Here is a 25,311-nt window from a genome sequence, read left to right as displayed (position 1 = left end):
GCCGTCAATATCGACAAAGGTGGGGGAGGCGTTTAACCCCACATTGGTGAGGTTGAAGGGGTTTGTTTGGGGGGCGGCAAAGACTGGGGCGCTAGCGGTGCCGGTATTCTGGTAGTAGCGCGTGTTGCCGTCCCGTGCCCCAACGAAGGCATCTAAATCGCCGTCGCCGTCAATATCGACAAAGGTGGGGGAGGCGTTTAACCCCACATTGGTGAGGTTGAAGGGGTTTGTTTGGGGGGCGGTAAAAGTTTTGGGTATGTTATCGGCGATTTGCAGTACGGCAGTTTTAGTCTTCGTTACGTTGTATCCTGTGCCAGCAGTGAGGGTGATTTGTACGGTTTCGCTGGGATCGCTGACGTTATCTAAGACGGGAATGACGTTAATATTGGCTGTGGTTTGCCCTGTGAGGATGGTGACGCTACCCGATAAGGCGGTGTAGTCGCTGCCCGGTGTGGCTTTACCGCTGACGGTGTAGTTGATGGTGGTGTTGGCGGTGGCGGCGGCTGAGAGGGTGACGACGAAGTTGCCGTTGACGGGGGCAATGGGTTCGGCTTCGCTGGGTCTGGTGCCGGGGGCAATGCTGACACCGGGAAGCAAATCTTGGTAGTAGCGCGTGTTGCCGTCCCGTGCCCCAACAAAGGCATCTAAATCGCCGTCGCCGTCAATATCGACAAAGGTGGGGGAGGCGTAACTCCCCACATCGGTGAGGTTGAAGGGGTTATTTTGGGGGGCGGCAAAGGCTGGGGTGCTAGCGTTGCCGGTATTCCGGTAGTAGAAAGTGTTGCCGTCACTTCTCCCAACAAAGGCATCTAAATCGCCGTCGCCGTCAATATCGACAAAGGTGGGGGAGGCGTTATTCCCCACATCGGTGAGGTTGAAGGGGCTTGTTTGGGGGGCGGCAAAGACTGGGGCGCTAGCGGTGCCGGTATTCCGGTAGTAGTAAGTGTTGCCGTCATTACTCCCAACGAAGGCATCTAAATCGCCGTCGCCGTCAATATCGACTAAGGTGGGAGAGGTGTAAGTCCCCACAGCGTTGAGGTTGAAGGGGTTTGTTTGGGGGGGGGCAAAGGCGGGCATAGTTTTTTAAGGGGTAGGGGGTCAGGGGGATTTGGGCTATTACCCTGAGTTTTGGATACTTTCAGAGCGGCTTGATTTTAGGTTGTTTGAATTTTTGGTGCGGCTATTCCCGCAGGGGGATGACATTTTTTTTATATTGTTCTATAATAGAGGGTTAAGTTTAAATGTGTCAACCCCTAGCTCGGTTTGGTTTTGAAAACCGAGCTAGGGGTAAGGGTTAAGGAGAGGCATCGCGCCCAAGTGAAGTAATACTTTAGCTGTTTGAAGCTTTAGTAAAACCGAGAGACTTCTGTAACAGTTTAACGGCGATGCGCGAAGAGCCTATTCCGGTTAAATAGGGGCGCAGATGCCGATTAAGGAAGGAGAGCATTGGCTCGTTGTCTGCCGCCACTGAAAAAGTGCAATTCTCTATCTCACTGTCGATTTGCAGTTTAATTGATGCGGCTAACAGGGATATTCCTCGACCTAATTTTTGATACTTTTTTCGCACCAATAAGCTGGAGTAGCGAATAGTATTTGGGGCGACGCGGTGGGTGATCATCCAGCCGATGACTTCTCCATTATGGCACAATCCTAAACTATTGAGCGGTTCGATTCTGGATTCGTCGCTAAAGGGATTCAATGGGTTTGGATATTCCCCTTGTTGGAGAATGGCTTGGCGCTCCTGGGCGGTTAATTCGCTCCAGGGAAAAACGGTAAATGAATCGGGTAAGGGGTATTTGTGCAGCCAAGGGGCTTCGGCAATTTTTTTGGTTGTGGTTTGGGCTAATAAAAAGGTGGTTTGAGGGGGGAGCCAGCCTTTGTTTTTTAATAGGGGTTCGAGGGCTAGTGCTGTTAATTCACTGCTTTTGTAGGAGATTTCGACTCGCTGACAACCGACTTTTTTCAGTTCTTTTTCCAAATTCCCGATCAGGGTTGTGCCGATGCTTTGATGGCGATGGTTGGGAACGACGTAGCAGGAGATGATGCTGGCAGATAAGGATGGCTGGTTCTGGGATTCGGGAAGGATTTCTGCGATCGCCATTCCTACCATTTGATGGGAAATGGTGGCAGAAATTCCTACAATTTCGCCCCGTTTAGTTTGGGTTTGCCAGCGTTTTTGCAGGCTGGGGAAGGTGAAGGCATCGTAGGCGGAAATATTGTCGGCTGTGAGGTTGTAAACAGCTTGGTATTTGACGGGATAGCGCGTTTCTTCTGGTTGACGCGGTGGGTTTAGCAAGGTTGGTTTTCCAGAAGTCAGGCTTTCAAGAACTGTTCTCACTTCGGTATTGTCGGGTTTGAGGCGCAGCACTTTTCTCAAATAACCTTCAGCTATGGCAGTTTCTCCGTGGGAGGCGTGCAACTTTCCGAGGTTAAGATAGGCGAGATAGAAATTCGGATCGAGGCGTAGTGTTTCTTCATATCCAGCTTTTGCTGCTGCGATATTCCCTTGCAATAGGTAAGCGCTGGCGAGATTGCAGCGGGTGGCTGCTTGATTGGGATTAATCTCGATGGCGCGTTGGAGTAGGGCGATCGCTTCTGGGATTTTTCCCTGTAATTGCAGGAGATTTCCTAAGTTATTGTAGGCAGGGATATAGTTGCGATCGAGGGAAATGGCTTCTCGAAAATAAGCGGCTGCTTCTTCTAATTTTAGTTGTTTTTGTAACTCTCTGCCGCGATCGAAAGCTGCGGCTGCGGTTTCTAATTTTTCTGTGCCAATCACGGCAGGCACGAGGGATTCGCTGACTTTGACAGATGTTTCAGGGGGTTGATGAATGCCGGGTCTGATTGATATAATGCTAGAACCTGGGAAAGTAACTAATCGTTCGATTTCGTCGGTTTGAAATCCTAATGCCATTGGCTGCCGCACTCCGGGCAATACAGCAATGTCAAATAATTCTTTGACGACTTCTTCAAATATCAGCGAGTGGACGATATTGCCTGTGTTTAAATCGACTACCATCAATCCGCATTGAGGTTGTTGCTGTTGGGCGGATAAGCGATCGCTTAATGTCAATCCTTGAAAATTTTCATGTCTGGGTTTGGAGAGTCCGACGATCGCATAGTTGTTATGAAATGCCAACCCTCTGACGAAACCGGGGCAGAAGGCGATCGCCTGAAATTGTCCATTGTCTACATAGCCTAATTCGCCAGTACCGGAGTTGAGTACCCACAGTTTATTCTGGTAAAATCGGGGCGAGTGGGGCATGGTTAAGCCGCTACAAATGATTTCGTTAGAACGGATATCGATAATGCAGCCGCCGCCGCCTCGATGCGATCGCCAACCTGCGGGAATATCGGTTTGGGAACAAGCAGTGACGTAAGCGGGTTCGCCATCTACCATTGCTAAACCGTTGAGGTGACAGCGATCTTCGGCGGCGAGGGAGGAGATAAACGGCGGTTGCCAGATGGGGCGAAAACTGTAGTCGCGATCGCGTGTTGCCAGACAACTAAATTGGGTGTTGACAAATACCCAGTTTTGCGATTTATCTACGATTAGGTCGTGAGTATTTATGTCACCAGTGGTGTAGCCGATGCGGGGAACGTAGAGTTTGTCGTACCCTAAATAATCGCCCACTTCCTCACGGCAAAGATTGTCAAATTGCCAGATTTGATAACAGGTACTCATCACGAGGCTTTCAGGGGTGGCAAATAGTCCCATCGGGCGATCGAATTCGCGATCGAACACTGACAACCTGCCATCGGGTTTCAATCCAATCAAGAATAACCGATTGGTTTGATAGGTGGTGAAGGCGAGGCTGATTTTCTGTGCAGCCAGCCATTGATTGAAGTGTGTTAAGGGGGTAATCTGAATCATAGAACTCATAAATTGACTTTATAGTTAAAGATTTTTGGCGTTGCTTAATCAGGGTATGAAAAAGAACCAGGCAAAAATCCAGAAGCTTTGTGGACAATGGTTTTTATGATTTGCATATTTAGCCGTTCATACCGTAAATCAGCAACGCTGATATAATTATCCCATTGCCTAGTTAGTATCCAGCTTTTATTTGACGAATTTGGCTATGACAGAAACACCAAAATTTTATATTATCAAACGTCCTGCCGGTAATTGCGAAATTTTGCCGTTGGCGCAGCCCTCGCAGAGGATCGCGCAACTCGAAGAACAAAACCCGAATATTATTGAAAAGTGGGGCCCTTACGATTCGGCAGAAGATGCCATCGCCCGTCGCGTCGGATTAATTCGTGCAGGCAAATGTCAACCAACCAAATTTTAGATTTTAGATTTTAGATTTTAGATTGAAGATAAGAAGGACTAAAATTCTGACTACAAACCAGGTTCGTAGTGAGGACTTTAGTCCTTCTTTACTGAAGTTTTTGTGACTAAAAACTACTTGGATTTAGCCGGTGCCACACTCGGTTTGGCCTGCGCCGCCGTCGGCTTAGCTGGCGCTGCATTCGGTTTCGACTCCGCCTTATTGTTCCCTGTTTTACCAGTAACTTGCTTTGTCAAAACTTCCATAGCTTTCGCGTACTGCGGATCTGCCGTCGTAGCAATTTTATCGCGATCGCGCCTCAATTCCTGTTTTTGAGCCTCGGTGAGTTCTACCTTAAAATCCGGTTCAATCCCGGCCTTGTTGATATCAGTGCCGTTGGGAGTAAAATACTTGGCAATTGTCACCGCCAAACCGGCACCATTTCCCACGCCGCGTACTGACTGAACTAAACCTTTACCAAAGGTCTTTGTTCCCACCAAAACCGCGCGTTTGTTGTCTTGCAAAGCACCGGATAGAATCTCGCTAGCACTTGCTGAACCGCCGTCTACCAGTATAACTAACGGTTTGTCTGTGATCGCTCCCTTATTTGCCGTTTGTTTATCAGCCTCACCGACTCGATCGACCGTCGAGACGATCGTACCTTCTTTGAGCCACATTCGAGCAATTTCAATACTTCCGTACAGCAACCCGCCGGGATTGGAACGCAAGTCTAAAATATAGCCCGTCACCTTTTTCTGTTCCAAATCCTTAATTGCCGATCGCATTTCCGATGCAGCATTGGCACTGAACTGATTTAAGCGAATATAGCCGACTTCTCCGATGGGAGTTTTCTGCACCGACTTCCGCACTGGATGAATTTCAATTTTAGCGCGTTTCAGTTTAAAGTCTAATTCCTTGTTTCCCCGCAAAATAGTCAGCGTCACCTCAGTATTCACCTGACCGCGAATCAAACTTACTGCTTGATTCGTATCCATGCCTTCTGTGCTCTTGCCGTCAATCTTAGTAATGATATCTTTTGCCAGAATACCAGCACTAAAAGCAGGGGTATCTTCGATCGGCGAAATCACCACCAACTTCTTAGTTTCCTCATCTTGAGTCAACTGAATCCCAACTCCTGTCAGTTCCCCAGAAGTTTCAACCTGCATATTTCTGAACTCTTGAGGGTCCATAAACCGCGTATAAGGATCATCCAGCTTCTTCAACATTTCCCGAATTGCTTTGTAAGCTTCGTCGTCGCTGGTATAAGTCCGGTTCAAATAATCATTTCGCACCGCTTTCCAGTCAACCTGGTTAAAAGTGCCATCAACATAACTTTTGTCAATAATCTGCCAAACTTCATCAACCAACTCTTTAGGGCTTCCCCGAAAAGAAGCCAGAGATTTAGAACTGCAACCAGTGTTCGCAAGAGTTACAGCAGTGAGTACCACCGCTGCTGCACTTAGAACAAGCCCTCGTTTTGTTATAACCATTTGTCTGACGCGCGGGACGAAAAGAGTTCAGAATAATTACGCTCAATCTAACACAGGCAAGGCCCGGTCGTAGTTGGCGTACATATATTATTCAACTTTGCCGAGTTCTGCGGTGTCAACTTAAGACTGAAACCCTCTATCTCCATGTTTGTATCAAAGTCTCGATCCCCCTAAATCCCCCTTAAGAAGCAGGGCTGTTTCATTCTCGGTAGGGGCAAACCCCCCGTGGTTGCCCCCATGTCCCAAACGCCTGTGAAATCGTCTGTGGGGGGGCGGGCACGGGGGCACCGCCCCTACAAAACCCTGGTTTTTCTGAGAATGAAACAGCCCTGCCTTAAAAAGGGGAGTAGGGGTTTACTTCGATCCCTCTTGTCCCCCCCTTAACAAGGACTTTGAGCGCTCTTGTCCCCCCCTTACTAAGGGGGGTTAGGGGGGATCTCCGGGTTTAAAAACACGCATTAGGGGCGATCGAGAGCAATTAAGGATCGACCCAGCGATCGTCCGATTTAATCAAGTCAATCAATTCTGCCACGCCTCGGTCTTCCGGCACCTTCTTAATTTCTTCCCGGCCCCGGTACAGCGAAATATAACCCGGTTGCTTCCCGACGTAGCCGTAATCAGCATCAGCCATTTCTCCGGGCCCATTGACAATACAGCCCATTACTGCTATGTCCAAACCGGTGAGATGCTTCGTAGCCTCTCTCACTTGGTGTAACACTTCCTCTAAATTAAACAAAGTGCGACCGCAGGAAGGACAAGCGACATACTCAACCATCGTTTTCCGCAGTCCCAAGGCTTGCAGAATGCTGTAGCAGACGGGAATCTCCTTTTCTGGGGCCTCTGTCAGCGAGACGCGGATAGTGTCGCCAATGCCGTCAGCTAACAAAGGTGCGAGGCCTGCGGTGGATTTGATGCGGCCGTATTCGCCGTCTCCTGCTTCCGTGACGCCCAAATGCAGCGGGTAATCCATGCCGAGTTCGTCCATCCGGTGCACCATCAAGCGGTAAGCAGCCACCATCACGGGCGCGCGGGAGGCTTTCAGGGAAATTACAATATTTCGGAAGTCGAGGGATTCACAAATTTTGATGAATTCCAGGGCCGATTCCACCATGCCTTCGGGCGTGTCGCCGTAGGTAAAAAGCATCCGTTCGGCGAGGGAACCGTGATTAACGCCGATTCGCAAAGCTTTGCCTTGGTCGCGCAGGGAAATTACCAGAGGTTCCAGGGTTTCGCGGATTTTTGCGCCAATTTCCGCGAATTCGCTTTCGGTGTATTCGCTTCTGTCGGCTTTCGGCTTCTCGAACACGTACAGTCCGGGATTGATTCTCACTTTGTCTACGTGTTTGGCGACTTCCAGGGCAATTTTCATGCCGTTGTGGTGGACATCGGCGACGAGGGGCACGGGTTGGTAGGTGGCGTGCAGTTTTTGCTTGATTTCGGCTAAAGCTTTGGCGTGGGCCATGCTGGGCACGGTGACGCGGACGATTTCGCAGCCAATCTCGTGCAAGCGCCGAATTCCGGCCACTGAACCGTCGATGTCGAGGGTGTCTTCGTTAATCATCGACTGAACTACGACGGGGTAGCCACCGCCGATGGTGACGCTACCGACTTTGACGGGCCGGGTTTTGCGGCGTTTGATGGTGGTGTCGAAGGTTGGTTGGGTGGTGGGGGTTTTAGTGGGGTTCGGCAGAGTTTGCATAACTGGTTGCTAGAGTTTTGTTACTAAGGTCTATAAAATTCTGTTTCCTATTTTTCAGGTTGCCATAGAAAGGGTCTGTTTGGACAAAGAGGTTTTGGGATTTAGGATTTGGGATAAAAATGCTCGCCTACCTCCCACTCACATGATGTAGGTTGGGTTCGTCGTGTTACGCAGGCATCACCGGGAACGCGAAGATAGGTTAATGAAGATTTTGGCTGCAATTTCTCGTTAGAATATAAGTTAGAATATGACAAAATTATATAAATACTTTGGAGTTTTCAGCAGTTATGCCAGATGAAACGATTAGGATTGTGACCAGCGATATTCCGGGCGAGTCGCCTCAAGTCGTTACTGCTGATGGTGGCAAAAGTCTGGGAATGGGGGGAGCACCTTTCTTGGATATGGAATCACCGTCAAAGTCTTCTAAAACGCCAAAAGTTCCCGATGCCACGGGTGAATTTAGAATTCATAATGTCAGTGTAGAGACATTAGAGCAAGAAATGGCTCATTTGCTGGCAGTTGTCGATCGACTCCTAATCCGCAGTGAAGAGAAGCGCGAGCGCAAGTCTAAGATGGAGTTAGATGAAATTGAGTTATCGGTGGAAATTAACGGTCAGGGGCAAATTAGCATCATCGGTAACGGGGCCGCAGCGGGAGGAAAAGGAGCGATAAAGCTCAAGTTTAAACGGGAACAATCAAAGTGAAATGGCGAAAAATTGGGCTGTTGTCATAGGTATTAATGAATACGAACACCTGCAACGTCCGCTGAAATATGCTAAGCGCGATGCAGAATTAATGCGGGATTTTCTCTGCAATGAGGCGGGATTTGAGAAAGTTTACCATTTCTCGGAAGACTCATCGGAAAAACAGTTGCTGCCTACTAGATCGAACGTGATGCGGTTGTTACACGTTATGTTTGAACAGCCTTTTATGAGTGCGGGAGATAACTTTTGGTTTTTCTTCAGCGGTCACGGGGTTCGTCAAAATGGGTGCGATTATTTGATGCCGACTGACGGTTTTCCCGAAGATATTGCAAATAGTAATATTTCAGTTAATTACATTATCCAACGCTTGCGACGCTGCGGTGCTGATAATATTGTTCTGATTCTGGATGCTTGCCGTGATGAGGGAAAGTCTGTTGAGGGGATTGGCCGTCAAACCGCTGAACAAGCGCGGCAAATGGGAGTCATCAGCATTGCTTCCTGTAGTCCGAATCAGATATCTTATGAAATTGAAGATTTACAACAAGGTGCTTTTACTTCTGCGTTACTAGAAGGATTGGGAACTCAAGGTCAATGTGCGACTGTTGAACGATTGAATCAATATTTAATCCATCGAGTACCCGAACTCAATCGCCAATGTGGGAAACCCAAGCAAACACCTCTCACTATTGCTGAACCTATTGAAAAATCTCACCTAATTCTTTTGCCAAAATACGCTACTTTAGCTGATGTGCTGACGCTAAAGTATGATGCTTCCCAAGCTGAAATCAACAAGAATCTAGATTTAGCAGAACAGTTGTGGATTCGGGTATTAGTTGCATCTCCTGGTGATACGGATGCGATTAAAGCAGTAAAAAGAATTGCTATTTCACAGACACAGCCAACAGCTATACCAGATCAACCGAGTTCGGAAAATCGTGCTAAAACCCAAAAATCCCCTCAACCTGCACCTCCTAATTCTACTCCTATTGAGTCGGATGTTCCCCTCAAGTCAGAACGCGGAGTAGACTACACTAAGTTGCGCGATTTACTGGCAACTCAAGAATGGCAAAAGGCCGATAAGGAAACGGTTAAAAAAATGCTGGAAGCAGCGGGGAAAACAGAGGAGACCTGCCTCAGAATGGAAGATATTGATCGATTTCCCTGTGAAGATTTACGCACCATTGACCGACTTTGGGTAAAATACAGTAATGGACGTTTCGGCTTTTCGGTGCAGAAGCGCATTTATCAAAGTCTGGGGGGAACCAGGGAATTTGATAGTAAAATATGGGAAGCTTTTGGCGATCGGGTGGGATGGCGTGTGAAAGGAGAATGGGGAAAAGATCTAAAATTCAACACAATAGCACCTGAAGCACACCTCCCGTTGTTGGGGGGTTGGGTTTGGTTGTGGGTGGGGGAGGTGTGGGGGCGGAGATGGTTAGGGTTGTTGGGGGGTGTGGTAAATGGTGGGGGAAGTGGTAAGGCAAGGGGGGGGTGGTGGGCATCTCTTCTCTCGCGTCGAGACTTGTAAAGTGTAACATCTAAGCGTTTCAGGATTTCGTGAAGATTTATAACAAAGGCTTGAAGCACGAAACCGCGCCACTTCTACGTTTCCGATACCTGGCACATTCGATTTACCAAATTACTAAAGAGTAGAAACTAGCTATTTTTTGATCGGCTGTAATAATAGCAGCTTGACTTCTTTTGGCAACTGCTACAACCACTCTATCTGCTGGATCTCGGTGTTCCCATTCTAATTTGACACTTTCTAGCCAAATGTCCTCATCAATTGGAACGATCCGAATAACATTAGACTTTTTTAAAGTAGCAATATAGTCATCAATACTTACTCCTAAATCTAACTTATGATTTTTGATCTTGATAGCTATTTCCCAGATGGCCGTTGATGGAACTAAACCATTTTTTTCTTGTTCCATCTGCTGACAAGCATCTTTTGCCGATTGAGAAAGTTTCTCTGGATCTAAACTCCACCAGATGAGAGCGCAGGTATCCAGGACAACTGTCATACTTCCTGCCATTCTTCAGTTGTTGGCGTAGTTAAATCTTCAAAATATTTTACTTTACCCCGCATATCCTTAAATAATTCTTCAGTTGAAAGAGACTTTTCATACTGAGAAATTATCACAAGTGGTTTAGTCCCATCCATCACTAAAATTTCTTCGCCTTCAAGCTCGACAAGTCGCAAAAATTCTAGTAATTGAGCTGTTAATTGACTTTTGTCTATGGTTTTCATAGGACAAGGATTGGTGTTGTGTTCAAACTACATTATATCTCAATACGGTTCACTGAGCAAAGGATGTCATTGCACTACGGGAAAGTAATCGCAGGGACTATGAGGCTTTTGAGTTAAAGGAGGTGCGGGGCGAGCAATGCTTTTTTTCCTGATTAACTTTTACCCAATCGTACCTCATCTTTATGAGAAAAGCTATACTTAATCTATGGTGAAAGCTTTAGAGGCGATTTATCTGCCAGATGCGAATCGATGGATTAATTGGATACAAAGGAGAAATTAACAATGCTATCTGTAGAAAAATGCCCAATTTGCGGCGGTGAAATAGTTGTCAAAGAAGTCGATAAACTTTTACGGGGCGGCAAGCATACTGCTATATTAAAAGTATCCGCTGAAGTTTGCCTAAGCTGTGGAGAACGGTTGTACTCTGTGGAAACAGTTAGGAAATTTGCCAAAATTAGACAGCAATTGCAGCGAGAAGAGACTCAAGAATTTCAAGCGATGGGGCAATCTTTTCGCGTTGGATAAGTTATACAATAAAAAAAATGAAAAACTTAACTCAATTAACCCAGCTTGAATTAGTGATGCTGGAATTAGTAGCTAAAGGTCAAGGAAAGTGGAGTTGGTACGAACTCGCGAATGCACTTTCCCGTCGAGATGTACCGCGAGAACCTGACATGATGGTTGTCTTAAAAAAACTGGCTGCTGATGGCTTGGTTCAGCGATATATAGAAACAGGTTCGCCTCGCGATAGATGGGAATTGACAACTGAGGGGACGATTTTGTTGACAGAGTTAACTGCTTCTGAACTGACTACTTTATGCAAATATGTTGAAGTTTAACTTAGAAACACAATTTGTAGTTTGCATTAACAATCAAGACTATCAAGCATCCTTGGAAGTGCGAAAAATCTACCAAATAATACCGGATAATCGCGCTGCGGAACATCAATTTATCCGAGTTATTGACGAATCCGGCGAAGATTATTTGTATCCAGTCGCATATTTCGTACCCATCGCATTGCCGAAAGCCGTAGAAGCAGTATTTGCATAGACAAAGGTTGTGTAGGGGCGGGTTCACCAACATCTATGTTTATAAACAGCAATCTCAATAAACCCGCCCCGCCCAATATTGTGTTACAATAAATAAACCTGAGTGTTAACATCGCAAATGTATGACAGCTAAAATACACATCAGCAAATTAGGTAATTCCTTGGCTTTGCCAATACCAGACTACATAGTAAAGTTTCTCAACCTTAAAGCCGAAGATTCAGTAATTTGCAGCATAGAAAATGGGAAACTGGTCATAGAGCCTGTAAATAATAAAATATCAAAGTATACCCTAGATGAATTATTGGCAGGCGAAATAGAATCTAGCGAAGAAGTCTCTTGGGGAAAACCAGAAGGAGAGGAAGTTTGGTAAACTATATCCCCGAACGAGGTCATTTTATTCGCCTCAATTTTGATCCTCAATCAGGACACGAACAAATGGGGACTAGGCCTGCACTGGTGGTGAGTCAAACTAAATTTAACCGAAAAATTGGGTTTGTGTTCGTCTGTCCCATTAGCAACACACAACGCAAAAATCCGTTTTATGTTCCCATTCCAGAAGGTGAAGCGATAACAGGTGTAATTATGACGGATCAACTCCGTTATGCAAGATTATCGCGCAAGGCAGGCAAGTTTTCTTAGTGAATGTCGATCGGATATAATTGAGGAAGTTTTGAGGCTAATTCAACCTATTTTGTTTGAGAATATGACGGTTGATGAATAGTTAATCAAATTATAAACTAGATTTGTAGTTGGCATTAAGCATCAAGAGTATCCAGAAATCTCTCTCGCGGATGATGCGATCGCCCCTCCTCCCCAGCAAAACTAAAAAATGTACTGGCAAATCCCTTCACAGACCCAGGCTCAGCAGTTAAATAATCTGAGGTTTTCCATTGGACGATCGCACAAACTCACCCGCCACCGCTGTTAACAACCGCCGACCTCTAATTATCGCAGGAATTCTCCTCGGTATCGGTCAAGCAGGCTTTTTTGACGGCATTGTGCTGCACCAACTCCTCCAGTGGCACCATATGTTTAGCAGCGTTAAAACCGATGCTACCGTTGCCGGTCTAGAATTAAATACCCTCGGAGATGGATTGTTTCACGCTGCGGATTGGTTGGTAACACTAGCGGGAATCTTCTGTTTGTGGAGTGCTGTGAAGCGCAAAGATGTTCCTTTGTCAACTCAAACTTTTTTCGGTTCAATATTAATTGGTGCTGGATTGTTTGACTTTGTTGAAGGCATTGTTGACCATCAAATTTTGGGAATCCACCACGTCAAACCCGGTATCAACGAGTTAGCTTGGGATTTAGGATTTCTCATTCTCGGTCTTATTTTAGCGCTGTTAGGTTGGATGCTGGTACAGAGGGAAGTTCCCGCAGATACTAAAGTTTAAATGAATGGAAGATTGGGAATTATACCAAATCCGGGTTTAAAATCCCCGATGAGACTCGACCGTTTCAACCGTTGAGTCTCTTTTTAACTCATCAGTTCATCCCGCCGACTCCAACCACGCAATCAAATCCTCTTGACTCCTAAAATCCAACAAAGCTTCTCCCAAATCATCTAACTGTTCCCCAGATAATCCCTGGATGCGAGTTTGAACTTCCAGTGTCACCTCACCCACCCGCCGCACTATCTGACGCATAATTAATCCTATTTCCCCTTCAATTTTACCCCTTTCGATTCCTTGTTCGATTCCCTGTTCGATTCCTTGTTGTATTCCCTGTTCAATTCCTTGTTGTATACCAATTTCTATCCCTTTCATCACAGACCCGATTTGGTCTTGGATAAACATTTCTCGTTTGTCTACATCATTCAATTCGTCTAGTGTCAAATTTGCTCGGTTGGCAATTCCCAGCGCGGTATTAATCTCTTCAATAGACCCCAATGTATCTGGTACTGCTTCCAAAGAGGGCGCGTTTTTCATAAAGTAGAGCCATTTTTCCGGCAGAGTTTCGAGTTGGTTCAATTCTTTTTTGAATTTCGGTAACTCGACAAACACTAACTTTAACTCGCAGTTGGGATAGACGAATTTTTCTTCGGTTTCTGTGAATTCAAAGTTAGAGATTAGTTTTTCGGTGTTTTCAAATAAGATAAAGTCGGTAATGGTTAAAGCAATGACCGGATTTAATTTTAAATAACCTTCTCCAGCTTTTAGTTGAGTAGAATAGGTTTTGGCTGCATTGTAGACTACCCGTTTTTCAAAGGCGGCGACGTTGAGTACCTGCATTTCCACAATCACGGTTTTGTTGCCGGTAATCTTGGCTTTGACATCCAGGTAAGTGTCTTTCAATCCTGTAACGCTGCCGGCTGAATAAGGGTCAATGATTTCTATTTCTTGGATTGTTGGTTCTCCGTTATACAGCATTGCATTTAGGAAGCTGATTAAAATTTCTGGATGTTCGGAAGAAGCGAATATTTTTTTGAATGCAAAGTCTGTTTTGGGGCTGATGAAACGCATATATTTTAGAGGATTTTTTTTACCGCAGAGGGCGCAGAGGACGCAGAGGAAGAGAAAAGAGAGGAAGATGGATATTGGCCAATATTGGAAGGGTTGGGTTTTGTTGTCTCAACCCAACCTGTTATCTGAATGCTTTTATCAGCCTGTGGCTTCAGTAGTAGTTGCAGCGGACATCACTAGCTTTCCAGTTATATCCATCGTCGCAAGCTTCAGCACTTCATTAAAAGCTAAACCCCGAATTTTGAGTTCCCACCGAATGCCTTTTGCTTTCATTCGCTTGGCTTTCCGCATATCGACATCAGCAGCTTTTTGATGCAATAGCAAATACTTCATTGCTGCTGTAGCTTCTACTTTTGTGGGAAATGCAATATAGGTGATAAATCCGCCGTCCCAGTGATTGGCGTTGCGGACGCTGCTGATAGTCGCAACTCTCGGACTAAAGCGGTTCCAGTAAAAGTCGCTGTAGCCGATCGACTGTGTATTAACTTGGAGTTTGTTTGCCATTTGACTTAACTCCTATAACCTTGTGTGTGGGGTTAGCAGCAGGGCTTTGATTCTGCTATTTATATTATAGCATTGGGAAGTGGGAATTGGGAGCGAATGCTGGCTCTTGTTTTACTTCTCTGACTGCTTCTGTGAAGTCGGGAAAGTAAAATCTCCCCAATATCTTTAGTTCTTTTTTGTCTCGAATACAACGGCCTCAAAAAGCTCTACAAGCTTTAAGTCTGAATAAACCGATAAATACAAATACTTTTCCAGTTTCTGCCGATTTCTAGGTAAAAATAATCCTAAGCCTGATAAGTTTTTATACTTATGCCTAATTCTTGAGTCAAGTAATTCACCATGCTGTTGCACTCTCTGAATGAGAAAATTATTTAAAAATAAGAGTAAATCGTTACAAGCTGACGGACTTGCACCTGATAATTGGGTAAGTTTTTGTAAAAAATTTGCGAAATCAACAAAGGTTTCTCCAGAGCTATGATAAACTACTACAGTATTGTTATTGGAAAAATTGACTTCCGGCCCTAAAATTGAGGATATAAAAACTTTCACAGGCGCAATATCTGCTTGCAAAATAGAATCAATCACAACATTAACTTTTTCAGGCAAGTAGCGGAAATAATGATTGTTAGTCAATGTCAAACTATGGTACATATCCGGTCGTTCATAATCCATAATCTTTTTGGCTAGCTGGGAACCATCAATGTCTGGATAATCGCTCAAATAACTTAACGATTGCTCATAATAGTAATTGGGCGCTCCCAGTTGGAGTTGAGATGAAAGCGTATACTTAGCAGTATTTTGGAAGGTATGGTGTACTTCAATATTTCCTTTGTTACAATTTTGGAAAAATAATAATTCGAGATTTCCCTTTACAGATTGGTTAAAATTAAATATAACTTGATTTATTTTTTGAAGATTCATCCATCTAATTTCTGAAATATAAGGGGAGGTAGGATGTTCGTCGGGGCTTATTTCCATAAGCGTTCCACTATGACCTAAAAACACAATAGCCCAGCGTTTGGCTTGAAATTGAGATTGTGCCCAAGTCAGATACTCACTCAAGACTTCTGGGCTACTACTATCTGCTGTTTCTAAGTATTGCGTATCAACTTTACCTGCGCTAATGATGCTTCTAGAAACTTGTGCTGAGCCACTAAAGTCTGATTGTACTACGACCAAAACCTTGTCATTTTTTACACCTTTACTTAGCATTTGAATAATTGGTTGTCCGAATCTTGAGAGATTATTGTCATAGGGCATCCAGTATAGTAATATCCAGTCATAATGATTTTTTACCGTACTTCCAAGCATATATTGGTCTCCCGAGTAATATATTGTCTCTATTAAAGAACTAATACTTACTGTGATTAATTTGAGGGCTTCTCTTCTTTTCACCTTCTCAGCTCCGGGTTGAGGATCGTTAGCTTTTTGTAGACAGTATTTTTTGCTAACTAAAACCTCAATTCATATTCAGCGGTGACGCGATTGTCTCCTTGAAAATTACTGGAACTTCTGAGTAAAAGTTTATCGCTCAATCGATAGCGCACAGTAAATTCTGTCGGTTGATTTGCTGACAAAACTCGAATGATTGACGCTGAAATATTGCGCGTGATGTCAAACCCAACTTCTAAACCTAAACCGAGAGAACCCGCACCTGAACTGGAACTAGCACTTTGTGCTTCGTTGCCTCTAATTCGAGTGGGAAATAAGCGAAATTCGCTCAATCCTGTGGCGTTGGTAATCGCAGATTGAAGGTTGTTCAATAAACCAGCACCCGCTAAATTTGCGATCGCCAGTGTACTATCTCCCTGTCCCAAAGTCTGCACGAAACTGCCGCCCAATAGGGCTACAATCTCTGTTTCCGATCGACTCGGAGAACTCCTTAACTCCAGACTTTCCGCCAACTGAGAAGCCCTTCCCTGCACTAACGCTTGAACTCGGACACTCCGCACATTGCCGAAACTTGTCGGTTCGTCTGCTATTTCAGAGGCTACAGATGCGCCGGGAGTGCGGAACCGCGTTACCTCCTGCACCGAAGTTGCTAATCTCACATCCAGCGTCGGATCGAGTCCTTGTGTTGGTATAAAGGTAGCAGTCTGCGCGTATCCTCGATCGAGTCTAAACTGCGTTGTAAACAAATTCACCGACCCGGAAGTCAACCGAATCGTACCCTCCGGGCGAAGGTCATCTAAAGTTCCATTCACCGTCAAGCCCCCAGTCGCCTGAAAACTCAATATCGGCGCACTCGTTACCCGAATTCCCCGGCCCAAATTCAGCCGCAAATCGTTCAATCCAACTTCAAAGGAAGGGGAAGGGGAAGGGGAAGGGGAAGTCGCAGCAGAAGGGGAATCAGAAACCTCAGTCGCAGGGGAAGCAGAAGATGTGGAATCAGAATCAGAAGCAGAAGAGGAAGAAGCTAACTCAGTTCTGCCGCCGCCGGGACTTCGGAGAAATACTTCACCGTTGTACAGTTCAATATTACCGCTCAACTGCGGACGCCTAGCCGTGCCCCTTGCCTGCACTTGACCGACTACGCCGCCACTGTACAATCCTCTGAGGTTCACTGCCAACTTGTCTAAATTTACAGCCAAAGGATTATCCGCATCGACATCGCCCTCCGCAAACGGCACAGACAACGGAATCACGCCCTGGGCGACAACTTCTCCCTGACTCAACTGTCCCCGAATTCCTTCTACCCGAATACGATCGCCCTCAAAGCGCACCGTCCCAGTTAGCCCTGTCAGCGGTTCTGGGAAGGCTTGCGCGCGGACGGTTGCATTTTCAAAATTCGCAATTCCTTGCGCTACAGGATCTTGCAGCGTCCCTCCCACGCGAATTTGCACCTGTCCCTGGCCGCTGACCCACGCAACTTGCGGAGTCAATACATTAATAATTGCCAAACCTTCATTTTGCAAATTCGCCCTCAAATCGATTTGATCGCTGTCAGGTTTCACGGCTGCAAACGGCAACTCAAAAGGCAAACTTCCTTGCACCTCAATCGGTTCGGTTTGAGTTACCAAAGCGCTGCCGCCAAAATTCAGGCGGGCATTGCTATAACTGAAACTGCCGTCGGCTTGTTTAATCGGTTCTCCGTTTAGCGTGCCCTCAAGCAAACTCAATTCTCCGGTGGCTTGCGGGTTTTCCAAACTGCCGGCTAAATTCGCCCGCAAATTCAAATTTCCTGTGACATCCACAAAAGGCAATTCCACCAGTTTGGCTAACTCTTCCACCGGCACATTTTCTACCCGCAACTGCCCGGATTGAGCTTTTTGGCCGAGTTGTCCAGAAAAGCCGATCGCACTTTTTCCCGATCGAATTTCCAAAGGCAAAACAGTTAAGATTCCGTCCTGAAAACTGCCTTCAAGGCTGAACGTTTCAGCAACATATTCTCCCCACTGCCAGTTATCACCTTTCACGTTAAATTGAGCTTGCACACCCGTTTGCAAAGAACCGGCGACAGCAATTTCCGCCCCAAAAGTGCCCTGCAATTGGGATAAAGGAGGCAATTTTTCTGATGCTTCCACTGCTTGCTGCTGCTGCAAAAGTATTTCAATTTCTGCCAAACGGCGCAACTGTTCGATTAGCGGCGCTTCGGGTTCTCCCACTGCTACAGTTTGCACGTCGCCACTGTCACCGTAAACGGGAGGTTTTATACCTCTAGCCAAGTCCCCTAAATTGAAATATTGCAAAGCGGTTAAAACCTGCTGCAAATTGCCTTGCTGGACGTTAACTTTTCCGGCAAATTGCGGATTTGCGCCTGTTTGAACATTGCCGGAAATTAAGTATTGACCGCTGCCTTGGCGGAATATGCCATTTGTGAGAGTGGCGCTGCCGTTAGCGTAACTGAATTCGGCTTGGAAACTGTCACCTTTAATGTAGCCGATCGCCGGTTGGGCGATCGCAATTTGTCCGCTTGCTTGCAAAGTCGCCGGATTTAACGGCATCTTCCAACCGGGCACATTTACTTGTCCCGAAACCGTACCAGTTATCGGCCCCAAACCGGCCTCTTTACCGGGTGATAGATTCAAAGCAGCGAGGGGAAAATCGCTTAAATTAACTCGCAAAGTTTCTCCCTCGGTTTGGCCGCTAGCCACAGATTCCCCGCGTTGAAGTAAGAAAGATGTCGGCAGAAAAGATTGATTTAAAGCTACTTGAATTTTGTCGCTGGCGCCGGCCAAACGCAAATCTACACTTTTCCCAGCATCCGCATTCACACTCCCCGCCAGTACCGGATCAAAAGCGATTTGATTTACTGCTAAATCCCGCACTTCCACGTCGCCAACTAAGCTGAGGGCGCTGAGGGTTCCGGTGAGGCTGCCGGTAAAATCTACATTGCCGCGCAGGGGAAGATTATTCTCTGAAGGATTTTTGAGACCAATTGGTCTCAAAAATGCTAGTTGTTCTGCTGGTAAAGCTTCCAGATTAAAGTTGGCAAGTTTGACATCCAAATCTAAGTTGGAAATTGAGGGCACTCGTTTACCTTCGAGTTCGACGTTAACAAAGCCGTTTGCTGTCAAACCGGGAGTTGTGGCGTTCTCAATTTCCACCCGTTTGCCGTCCCAATTAAATACTGCCTCAAAAGGTTGTTTCAAAAACGGCAATTCCGAGATGCGGAAACTGCCACCGGCGCGAACATTTTGTAGGGGCGGTGCCCCCGTGCCCGCCGCAATCGGGCCGGATAAATTGATATTGCCGTTAAACAGTCCTGCAAGCTGGGGGAGATTTTGGGCACCAGATACTACATCTCCGGTTTGCAAGCTTTGTCGCTGCGACTCAAAGGCTTGCTGGAAGCGACTTAGAGCAATTTGCTCGCCCTGTATTGACGCGCGCCAATTCCCCGATGCGGCGCGGCCTTTAGCATTGACAATTCCTCCGCCGTTGGCGAGTCGAATTTGTCCGTCGCCGTTGGCGGTGATGCCCTTGGCGGTTAGATTATCTACTGTTCCCAAAATGCGGACTTGGCCGTCGAGGGTTCCGTTAATTTCTGGCGGTAAATCCGCTGTCAGCAAACCTGTTTGTTTGAGGGTTTGTTCTAAATTACTGACGGCAATTCCGTTGGTTTCCAGCAATGCTTGCAAGTTGCCGTTTTCCAATTTTGCCGTAGTATCGATCGCCCCGAGTCGATCGACCAAAATCACTCCTTCTCCGCTAGCACTAATTCCCTTAGCTGTCAAGTTATCCAAACTACCCGCTGCTTGGAATTCGCCATTAACTCGGCCGTCAATCGATTTTAGATTTTGGATTTTGGATTTTAGATTGTTGATGTTGGCAGTTTGCTGACTTCCGGGATTAAATGCTGAAGCTACATCTAAAATAGGTATTCCCAAATCTAGTGCTAAGCGGCTGAGAATAACTCGATCGGCATCGGCGAAAGCTTGCCAGCGTCTGTCTTCTAATTTACCTCTAAAAGCAACAGCACCGTCGGCAATATTGAGTTGGCCGCTGCTGTTGACAGAAATATCGGCGGCGGTTGAATTATCAAGATTGCCGCTGGCTTGAATTTGATTGGATATTTGTCCGTCAATCGATTTTAGATTTTGGATTTTGGATTTTAGATTGTTGATATTGGCGACTGTTTGGGGATTGTCAGCAGTGAAAGCTAAGCCAACATCTAAAATCGGCAATCCTAAATCTACCAAGCGGCTGATGGAAGTGCGATCGGTTTCTGCTGTTCCCTGCCAGTTTCCGGCTACCAATTCTCCTTTAAAAATAACATCACTGCCGGCAAGATTGAGTCTGCCGCTGCCGATGGCATTGATGCTGCTAGCCGTCAAATTGTCAAGACTTCCCGATGCTGTAATTTGACTCGATAGCAGTCCGTCAATCGATTTTAGATTTTGGATTTTGGATTTGAGATTGTTGAGATTGGCTGATTGCTGATTTTCGGGATTGAATGCTGAAGCCACATCTAAAATCGGCAGTGTCAAATCTACCAAGCGACTGATGGAAGTGCGATCGGTTTCTGCTGTTGCTTGCCAGTTTCCCGCTACCAATTCTCCGTTTAAATTCACATTGCTGTCGGCAAAATTGAGCCTACCGTTGCCAGTAACATTGATTCCGCCCGCAGTCAAATCGTCAACCTTTCCCGCAACTTGAAATTCACCTGCTAGCTGTCCGCCTAACGATTTTATATTTTCGATTTTGGATTTTAGATTGTCTAGATTTGCGGTCGTTTCCCGTGTTAAAAACGGCAAGCCAATATCAATCAATTGATTGACAGCTACTTTTTCTGTGTTGCCAAAAACTTGCCAACGACCAGATTCTAGTTCGCCATTAACATCAACAATACTGTCAGCAATATTCAGCGTTCCTTTGCCCGTCGCAGCGATCGCATTTAAACTCAAATCGTCCAGAGTTCCTGCTGCTTCGACGGTTCCGCTGAACAAACCCGCTAGTTCAGGAGGCAAATTAAGGTCTGGCAGGGCTTGCTGCAAAATGTTGAGATCCACGCGATCGCCCTCGATCATAGCTTGCCATTGACGGTCTTTTAGCGCAGCATCCACGTTAACAGAAGCGTCGCCAATTTTCACAACCGTATTTTGCAAATCCGCCGAATTTCCTCCGGCTCGAATTTCGCCCGCAGCGGGGAAAGTCCCTTGCGGTGCTTGCCATTGAACTCTAGCTTGAATGTTGTCTAACGGGCCGAAAATTTGAGCTTTTGCGGACACACTGCCAATTGTAACAGTACCAGGAATCGGGAGAGCGTAAACTTGGGCGAGATTATCTGCGGGCAAGTTTTCAGCTTGCAAGTCAAACACCAAACCAGATGGAGAATTCTTACTTTTTAAAGCAATATCAACTTGACCTTTGCCGCCAAGTTTACCCCCCGCCGCCGGCACTACCAAAATATCGCTCAAAGTCAAAGCTAAAGAGGAAAAAGGGCGAATAGAAGATTTAGGATTGGGATTTGGGGTTTGAGCCATTCTCCCGCGTTCCAATTTGAAATTAGTGCTAATATTGTTTAATTGCAGTCGATCGACCGTAGCAGGTTTTGTCGAGGCGATCGTACCTGTGAGCACCGGCAGATCAACGGTTCCAGTTAGCTTGGCATCCGCCTTCACCTCCCCGGCAAAAGCAACGGGCAATACTACTTTCTTTCCTAACTCTGTCTCCACCGCACTGACAACACTTGCAAAAGCGACTGGTTGCACGCTAGTTGTCAGATTGAAGCTAGCGTTCTCCAAATTAAAATTAGTTCCAGTTGCAACTGTTCCTGCTATTCTCAGCGGAATTAGACCGTAATTAGCCGCCAGACTATCGACAATAAAATTAGTTCCCTGAAACCGCAACTGACCGCTGCTATTTTGTATGATTTGTTTCAGTGGAGCAATACTCGCTTGCACTCCTCCAAAACTAGCCGTTCCGGTAATTCCCGATACTTTATTCTCTCGCACTTGCACGGTCAAATTGCCATTAGCAAGACCTCTTTGTAAAGAAATGCTGGAAAGTCTTAGCAAGCGAGCGAGGTCGGGCAAAGGCAAATTTTGACCTTGTAACTGCAGGTTAGTTAGAGCTGCAGGTAACATAGAATCAGCTTTAAGTATAAAATTATCGCTGTTAGTAAACTGACCGTTTACTTCGTATAGAACGCGCTGATTTTGGTCGCGAAATAGAGCACTGCCATTTTTCAGATTTACAGAAATAGGAGCCGAAGTTGTCTGTCCGAGTGCGGGACGCGGCACCAAAACTGCGGCGGCATTTTCAGCTCTAATTGCTTCAACTTCAGTTTTAAATAAACCCGGAGATTTCCGCTCTGCTGTGGGAAGATTAACCCAGCGGCCTTTAGCATCCTGTTCGATATAAGCGTTGGGTTTAACTAAGGTAATATCTAATTTGAGAGTGCGGGTGAACAGCAGTTGCAAAACCGAAAACTGCACTTTAACTGCTTCTGTAGAAACGTTATCGGGATCGGTAGGAGTTGCAGGTAAAGTCGATCGGCCAAACCGCAAACTTGTCAGAGAAAATCCCTCCAAACGTCCGAGTTGCACGGGCCGCTTCAGCAACTGACTGACTTCAGTTTCCACCAAAGGAGCTAACTTTTCCCGCACCCACTGGTATCCTACCGCCGCGCCAACCAAGGCGAGAATGCCCAATCCCGTACCGCTAAGCAGCAGCAGACGCCACCAGCGGCGGTGGGGACGGGGTGCGAGTTGATTTTTGTTATCGTCCGAGTTAGTCATGGGTGTTTCTCAGAAATCAGAGAATTCAGGAATTAAGGGAATCAGCCGATTTTAGACAGGTATAATTTCTGCGATCCGCCAGCGTGGCTTCTGCCTTTGGTAGACTCACAAGTGAGATCGGAAGTGCCGATCGGGCGTAAGCGTTGCCCGCCCCTACGGGGGCTACGCCAACGCAGAGGATCGAATTTCAAGATTCACGTCCCACTCCGGGGCAGAGTCCAATAACCTTTACTAAACTTAATCAAAACACGCAACACCACCTAATACCAAGTCCTCCAACTCCCCTAAATCCTCTCGATCCCGCTAGTGCAGGCTCGGTGGTCAATCTAAAATCTAAAATCTAAAATCTAAAATCTAAACACGTCCCCCTCCAGGGTAGACTCCAGAAACCTTTACCGAACTTAATCAAAACACGCAACACCACCTAAAACCGACAGTCAATCTAAAATCTAAAATCTAAAATCTAAAATCGCACGATCGCTCCTAAGATAAAAAAACGGTGGTTAAGAAGGTCTTTAAAACTTATGCGAGTGTTCGTCTTACTCTTCAATGCCCGCACCGAGAATGAGGGAATTCATACCATTCAACTCGGCGATCGCAACAAAGTTCTGATGTTTGAGTCAGAAGACGACGCCACCCGCTTTGGCGTGATGTTGGAAGCTCAGGATTTCCCAGAGCCCACTGTCGAGGCGATCGACGATGAGGAAATTAAGGAGTTCTGCGATAGTGTTGATTATGATTGGGAACTGGTGCCGGCGGGCGCGCTGGCGATCCCGCCAGAAGACAATGTAACACAGACTCAGTGGCAGCCGGAGCAGGAGCCGGAGTCGGAGCCGGATTCTGACGTTTCCCAAAACGAACTGGATTCTATTCGCCGCCGACTCGAAGGACTTTTGTAATAAGAAGGAAGTTCGGCAACGGATTCGCTTTCTTCGGATGTAACGGATGGATGTTGAGGTTCGAGGGAAAAAGGAAGAAAGAAGAGGGAAGAAGGATAAATTTGATATCTTCCAGCGCGATCAATCAAGGGCTCCATTTGTAGATACAGGGTTCCAGGCTGAACCTGTGACTCTGTATGTCTCCGGACTTCGCTTGAATGCCGACAACTGACAATTAACAACTGAGAAAAAATGAAGAATTTGGAAGAACGGGGGCATCTGCTGACGGAACAGGTGAATGCCAACAGCGAGAATTTAGACCAACTCAGTTCGATCGAATTAGTGGACTTGTTCAACCGGGAAGACGCCCAAACCTTAAGCGCGATCGCCCGCGCCCGCGAACAGTTAGCCCATGCGATCGACATTGCAGCCGAGTCTCTACGTCAAGGAGGCCGCCTGTTTTACGTCGGTGCGGGTACTTCCGGGCGTTTGGGGGTGCTGGATGCGGCCGAGTGTCCCCCCACCTTCTGCACGCCGCCAGAACTCGTACAGGGCATAATTGCCGGGGGTGCGGGGGCTTTGGTGCGGAGTTCGGAGGATTTGGAGGATCGGGCTGAGGATGGGGCTGAGGCGATCGCCCACCGTCACATTACCAACTTAGATGTAGTTGTCGGGATTACGGCTGGGGGTACGACGCCGTTTGTCGCGGGCGCTTTGCAGGCGGCACGCCAGCGGGGGGCGAAAACTGTGTTTATGGCCTGCGTACCCGTCGAACAAGTGAATTTTGAGGCTGATGTTGATATTCGGTTGTTGGTTGGCCCGGAGGTAGTGGCGGGATCGACGCGCTTGAAAGCCGGTACAGTCACAAAAATGGCTTTAAATATCATTTCGACTGGGGTAATGGTGAAGCTGGGGAAGGTTTACGGCAATCGGATGGTTGATGTGGCGGTTACTAATAAGAAATTGCGCGATCGGGCTGTGCGGATGTTGCAAGATTTGACTGATTTGAACCGGGATGAGGCGGGTTTTCTGCTCGAAAAAAGTGGCAAGTCTGTAAAATTAGCTTTGATGATGCACTGGACTAATTTGGAGAAGGAAGAGTGCGATCGCATTTTGGGGGAGTTTCAAGGGAATTTGCGATCGGCAGTAGCATCAATTAGTCAGTAGTCAGCAGTCAGCAGTCAACAGTCATTAGTCATTAACAACTGCCAACTGCCAACTGTCAACTTTCAACTGTCATTTGCGATATCGATGCAAAAAATTGTGAAATCTCTTCAGTGGATCTGATGTGATAAACACTTTTGGTATTTTGGGCGCGATCGACATACTCGCGATATCTGGGAGTCAAATACTTGTGACACAACCAAAGAACGCGGTAACTATTAATTGAACTCTTCAAGATCGGACTCTTGTCAGGCCAGCCTTCTGGTAGCCTAAAGCTACCTGTAATCAGCCGTTTAGTCACCCACCAGAAATGCACGTATAGGGGCAGATCGACAAAAACCAGACTATCCGCCTCGTTGAGTCGAAGCCAGACGGTTTCCATACAACCAAAACCGTCTATAATCCATCGGTCAGTAGCCAAAATTTTCTCATGGATACGCTTATATTCTTCGTTTGGAACCTCAGCGCCCCCAGATTTATATTGAATCTTATCCAAGGGGTAAAGTGGCAAACCAGTGATTTCTGATAATCTCTTGCTGAGAGTTGATTTACCGCCTCCAGCGTTGCCAAACACCGCTACTTTTTTCATAGTTATCCCTCTTATGAATGATGCAGTTTGTAGCAATACTTGATATTATTACTATAATAATCAATCTAT

The 25,311-nt window shown here is 46.3% G+C and carries 22 protein-coding genes; 11 read left to right on the top strand and 11 right to left on the bottom strand.

Annotated elements, in window-relative coordinates:
* The coding region (locus tag QT990_RS13015; protein WP_333143619.1) for an FG-GAP-like repeat-containing protein at positions 1-1,077 on the bottom strand (1,077 nt) is incomplete at its 3' end.
* A 253-nt stretch (positions 1,078-1,330) separates the two neighbouring features.
* The gene (locus QT990_RS13010) at positions 1,331-3,883 is read right to left on the bottom strand and encodes a TIGR03032 family protein (protein WP_333143618.1); all 2,553 of its coding nucleotides are present in this window, start codon (positions 3,881-3,883) and stop codon (positions 1,331-1,333) included.
* A 196-nt stretch (positions 3,884-4,079) separates the two neighbouring features.
* Here QT990_RS13010 and QT990_RS13005 point away from each other — a divergent pair, with 196 nt between their 5' ends.
* Entirely contained in the window at positions 4,080-4,292 is a 213-nt protein-coding gene (locus QT990_RS13005; RefSeq protein ID WP_333143617.1) for a DDE transposase family protein, read from the top strand.
* 113 nt (positions 4,293-4,405) lie between these two features.
* On the opposite strand, the gene ctpC is transcribed toward QT990_RS13005, so the two are convergent.
* Both ctpC and ispG read right to left on the bottom strand, forming a co-directional pair.
* On the bottom strand, positions 4,406-5,761 hold the full coding sequence (gene ctpC / locus QT990_RS13000) for a carboxyl-terminal processing protease CtpC (protein WP_333143616.1): 1,356 nt from the start codon (positions 5,759-5,761) through the stop codon (positions 4,406-4,408).
* Between the two features lie 478 nt (positions 5,762-6,239).
* Positions 6,240-7,460, bottom strand: a complete 1,221-nt coding sequence (gene ispG, locus QT990_RS12995) for a (E)-4-hydroxy-3-methylbut-2-enyl-diphosphate synthase (protein WP_333143615.1) — start codon at positions 7,458-7,460, stop codon at positions 6,240-6,242.
* Positions 7,461-7,747: 287 nt separating this feature from the next.
* On the opposite strand from ispG, the gene QT990_RS12990 reads away from it, so the two are divergent.
* Positions 7,748-8,164, top strand: a complete 417-nt coding sequence (locus tag QT990_RS12990; RefSeq protein WP_333143614.1) for a Pepco domain-containing protein — start codon at positions 7,748-7,750, stop codon at positions 8,162-8,164.
* 1 nt (position 8,165) lies between these two features.
* Positions 8,166-9,692 carry a GUN4 domain-containing protein gene (locus QT990_RS12985; RefSeq protein ID WP_333143613.1) on the top strand — a complete coding sequence of 509 codons (1,527 nt, stop codon included), beginning with the start codon at positions 8,166-8,168 and terminating at the stop codon, positions 9,690-9,692.
* Positions 9,693-9,795: 103 nt separating this feature from the next.
* On the opposite strand, the gene QT990_RS12980 is transcribed toward QT990_RS12985, so the two are convergent.
* Both QT990_RS12980 and QT990_RS12975 read right to left on the bottom strand, forming a co-directional pair.
* Positions 9,796-10,188, bottom strand: a complete 393-nt coding sequence (locus QT990_RS12980) for a type II toxin-antitoxin system VapC family toxin (RefSeq protein WP_333143612.1) — start codon at positions 10,186-10,188, stop codon at positions 9,796-9,798.
* Complete coding sequence (locus tag QT990_RS12975; RefSeq protein ID WP_333143611.1) at positions 10,185-10,415, bottom strand: prevent-host-death protein; 231 nt, start codon at positions 10,413-10,415, stop codon at positions 10,185-10,187. The genes QT990_RS12980 and QT990_RS12975 overlap by 4 nt, the downstream gene beginning before the upstream one ends.
* A gap of 282 nt (positions 10,416-10,697) precedes the next feature.
* On the opposite strand from QT990_RS12975, the gene QT990_RS12970 reads away from it, so the two are divergent.
* The 6 genes from QT990_RS12970 to QT990_RS12945 all read left to right on the top strand — a co-directional run bounded on the left by QT990_RS12970 (position 10,698) and on the right by QT990_RS12945 (position 12,859).
* Positions 10,698-10,940, top strand: a complete 243-nt coding sequence (locus tag QT990_RS12970) for a YgiT-type zinc finger protein (RefSeq protein ID WP_333143610.1) — start codon at positions 10,698-10,700, stop codon at positions 10,938-10,940.
* Between the two features lie 17 nt (positions 10,941-10,957).
* Positions 10,958-11,254 (top strand): hypothetical protein, encoded by a 297-nt coding sequence (locus QT990_RS12965; RefSeq protein ID WP_333143609.1) that lies wholly within the window; start codon positions 10,958-10,960, stop codon positions 11,252-11,254.
* Positions 11,241-11,465, top strand: a complete 225-nt coding sequence (locus QT990_RS12960) for a hypothetical protein (protein WP_333143608.1) — start codon at positions 11,241-11,243, stop codon at positions 11,463-11,465. The genes QT990_RS12965 and QT990_RS12960 overlap by 14 nt, the downstream gene beginning before the upstream one ends.
* A 121-nt stretch (positions 11,466-11,586) precedes the next feature.
* Entirely contained in the window at positions 11,587-11,835 is a 249-nt protein-coding gene (locus QT990_RS12955; protein WP_015174616.1) for an AbrB/MazE/SpoVT family DNA-binding domain-containing protein, read from the top strand.
* The gene (locus QT990_RS12950) at positions 11,829-12,104 is read left to right on the top strand and encodes a type II toxin-antitoxin system PemK/MazF family toxin (RefSeq protein ID WP_333143607.1); all 276 of its coding nucleotides are present in this window, start codon (positions 11,829-11,831) and stop codon (positions 12,102-12,104) included. Before QT990_RS12955 ends, QT990_RS12950 begins: the two co-directional genes overlap by 7 nt.
* 251 nt (positions 12,105-12,355) lie before the next feature.
* Positions 12,356-12,859 carry a DUF2243 domain-containing protein gene (locus QT990_RS12945; protein ID WP_333143606.1) on the top strand — a complete coding sequence of 168 codons (504 nt, stop codon included), beginning with the start codon at positions 12,356-12,358 and terminating at the stop codon, positions 12,857-12,859.
* Positions 12,860-12,955: 96 nt separating this feature from the next.
* On the opposite strand, the gene QT990_RS12940 is transcribed toward QT990_RS12945, so the two are convergent.
* From QT990_RS12940 to QT990_RS12925, 4 genes are all read right to left on the bottom strand, one after another.
* Positions 12,956-13,927 carry an Rpn family recombination-promoting nuclease/putative transposase gene (locus QT990_RS12940; protein ID WP_333143605.1) on the bottom strand — a complete coding sequence of 324 codons (972 nt, stop codon included), beginning with the start codon at positions 13,925-13,927 and terminating at the stop codon, positions 12,956-12,958.
* Positions 13,928-14,065: 138 nt separating this feature from the next.
* Entirely contained in the window at positions 14,066-14,431 is a 366-nt protein-coding gene (locus QT990_RS12935; RefSeq protein ID WP_333465305.1) for a hypothetical protein, read from the bottom strand.
* Between the two features lie 165 nt (positions 14,432-14,596).
* Complete coding sequence (locus tag QT990_RS12930; protein WP_333465304.1) at positions 14,597-15,826, bottom strand: clostripain-related cysteine peptidase; 1,230 nt, start codon at positions 15,824-15,826, stop codon at positions 14,597-14,599.
* Positions 15,827-15,882: 56 nt separating this feature from the next.
* Positions 15,883-22,611, bottom strand: a complete 6,729-nt coding sequence (locus QT990_RS12925; RefSeq protein WP_333465303.1) for a translocation/assembly module TamB domain-containing protein — start codon at positions 22,609-22,611, stop codon at positions 15,883-15,885.
* A gap of 524 nt (positions 22,612-23,135) precedes the next feature.
* On the opposite strand from QT990_RS12925, the gene QT990_RS12920 reads away from it, so the two are divergent.
* Positions 23,136-23,510 carry a DUF3110 domain-containing protein gene (locus QT990_RS12920; RefSeq protein WP_333108882.1) on the top strand — a complete coding sequence of 125 codons (375 nt, stop codon included), beginning with the start codon at positions 23,136-23,138 and terminating at the stop codon, positions 23,508-23,510.
* 231 nt (positions 23,511-23,741) lie between these two features.
* The gene (gene murQ / locus QT990_RS12915) at positions 23,742-24,656 is read left to right on the top strand and encodes an N-acetylmuramic acid 6-phosphate etherase (protein WP_333143600.1); all 915 of its coding nucleotides are present in this window, start codon (positions 23,742-23,744) and stop codon (positions 24,654-24,656) included.
* 55 nt (positions 24,657-24,711) lie between these two features.
* On the opposite strand, the gene QT990_RS12910 is transcribed toward murQ, so the two are convergent.
* On the bottom strand, positions 24,712-25,242 hold the full coding sequence (locus QT990_RS12910; protein WP_333143599.1) for an adenylate kinase: 531 nt from the start codon (positions 25,240-25,242) through the stop codon (positions 24,712-24,714).
* Positions 25,243-25,311: the final 69 nt, after the last annotated feature.

The organism is Microcoleus sp. T3_B1 (genome assembly GCF_036700445.1).
Taxonomy (GTDB): domain Bacteria; phylum Cyanobacteriota; class Cyanobacteriia; order Cyanobacteriales; family Microcoleaceae; genus Microcoleus.
This window is presented reverse-complemented; position numbering and strand designations above follow the sequence as displayed.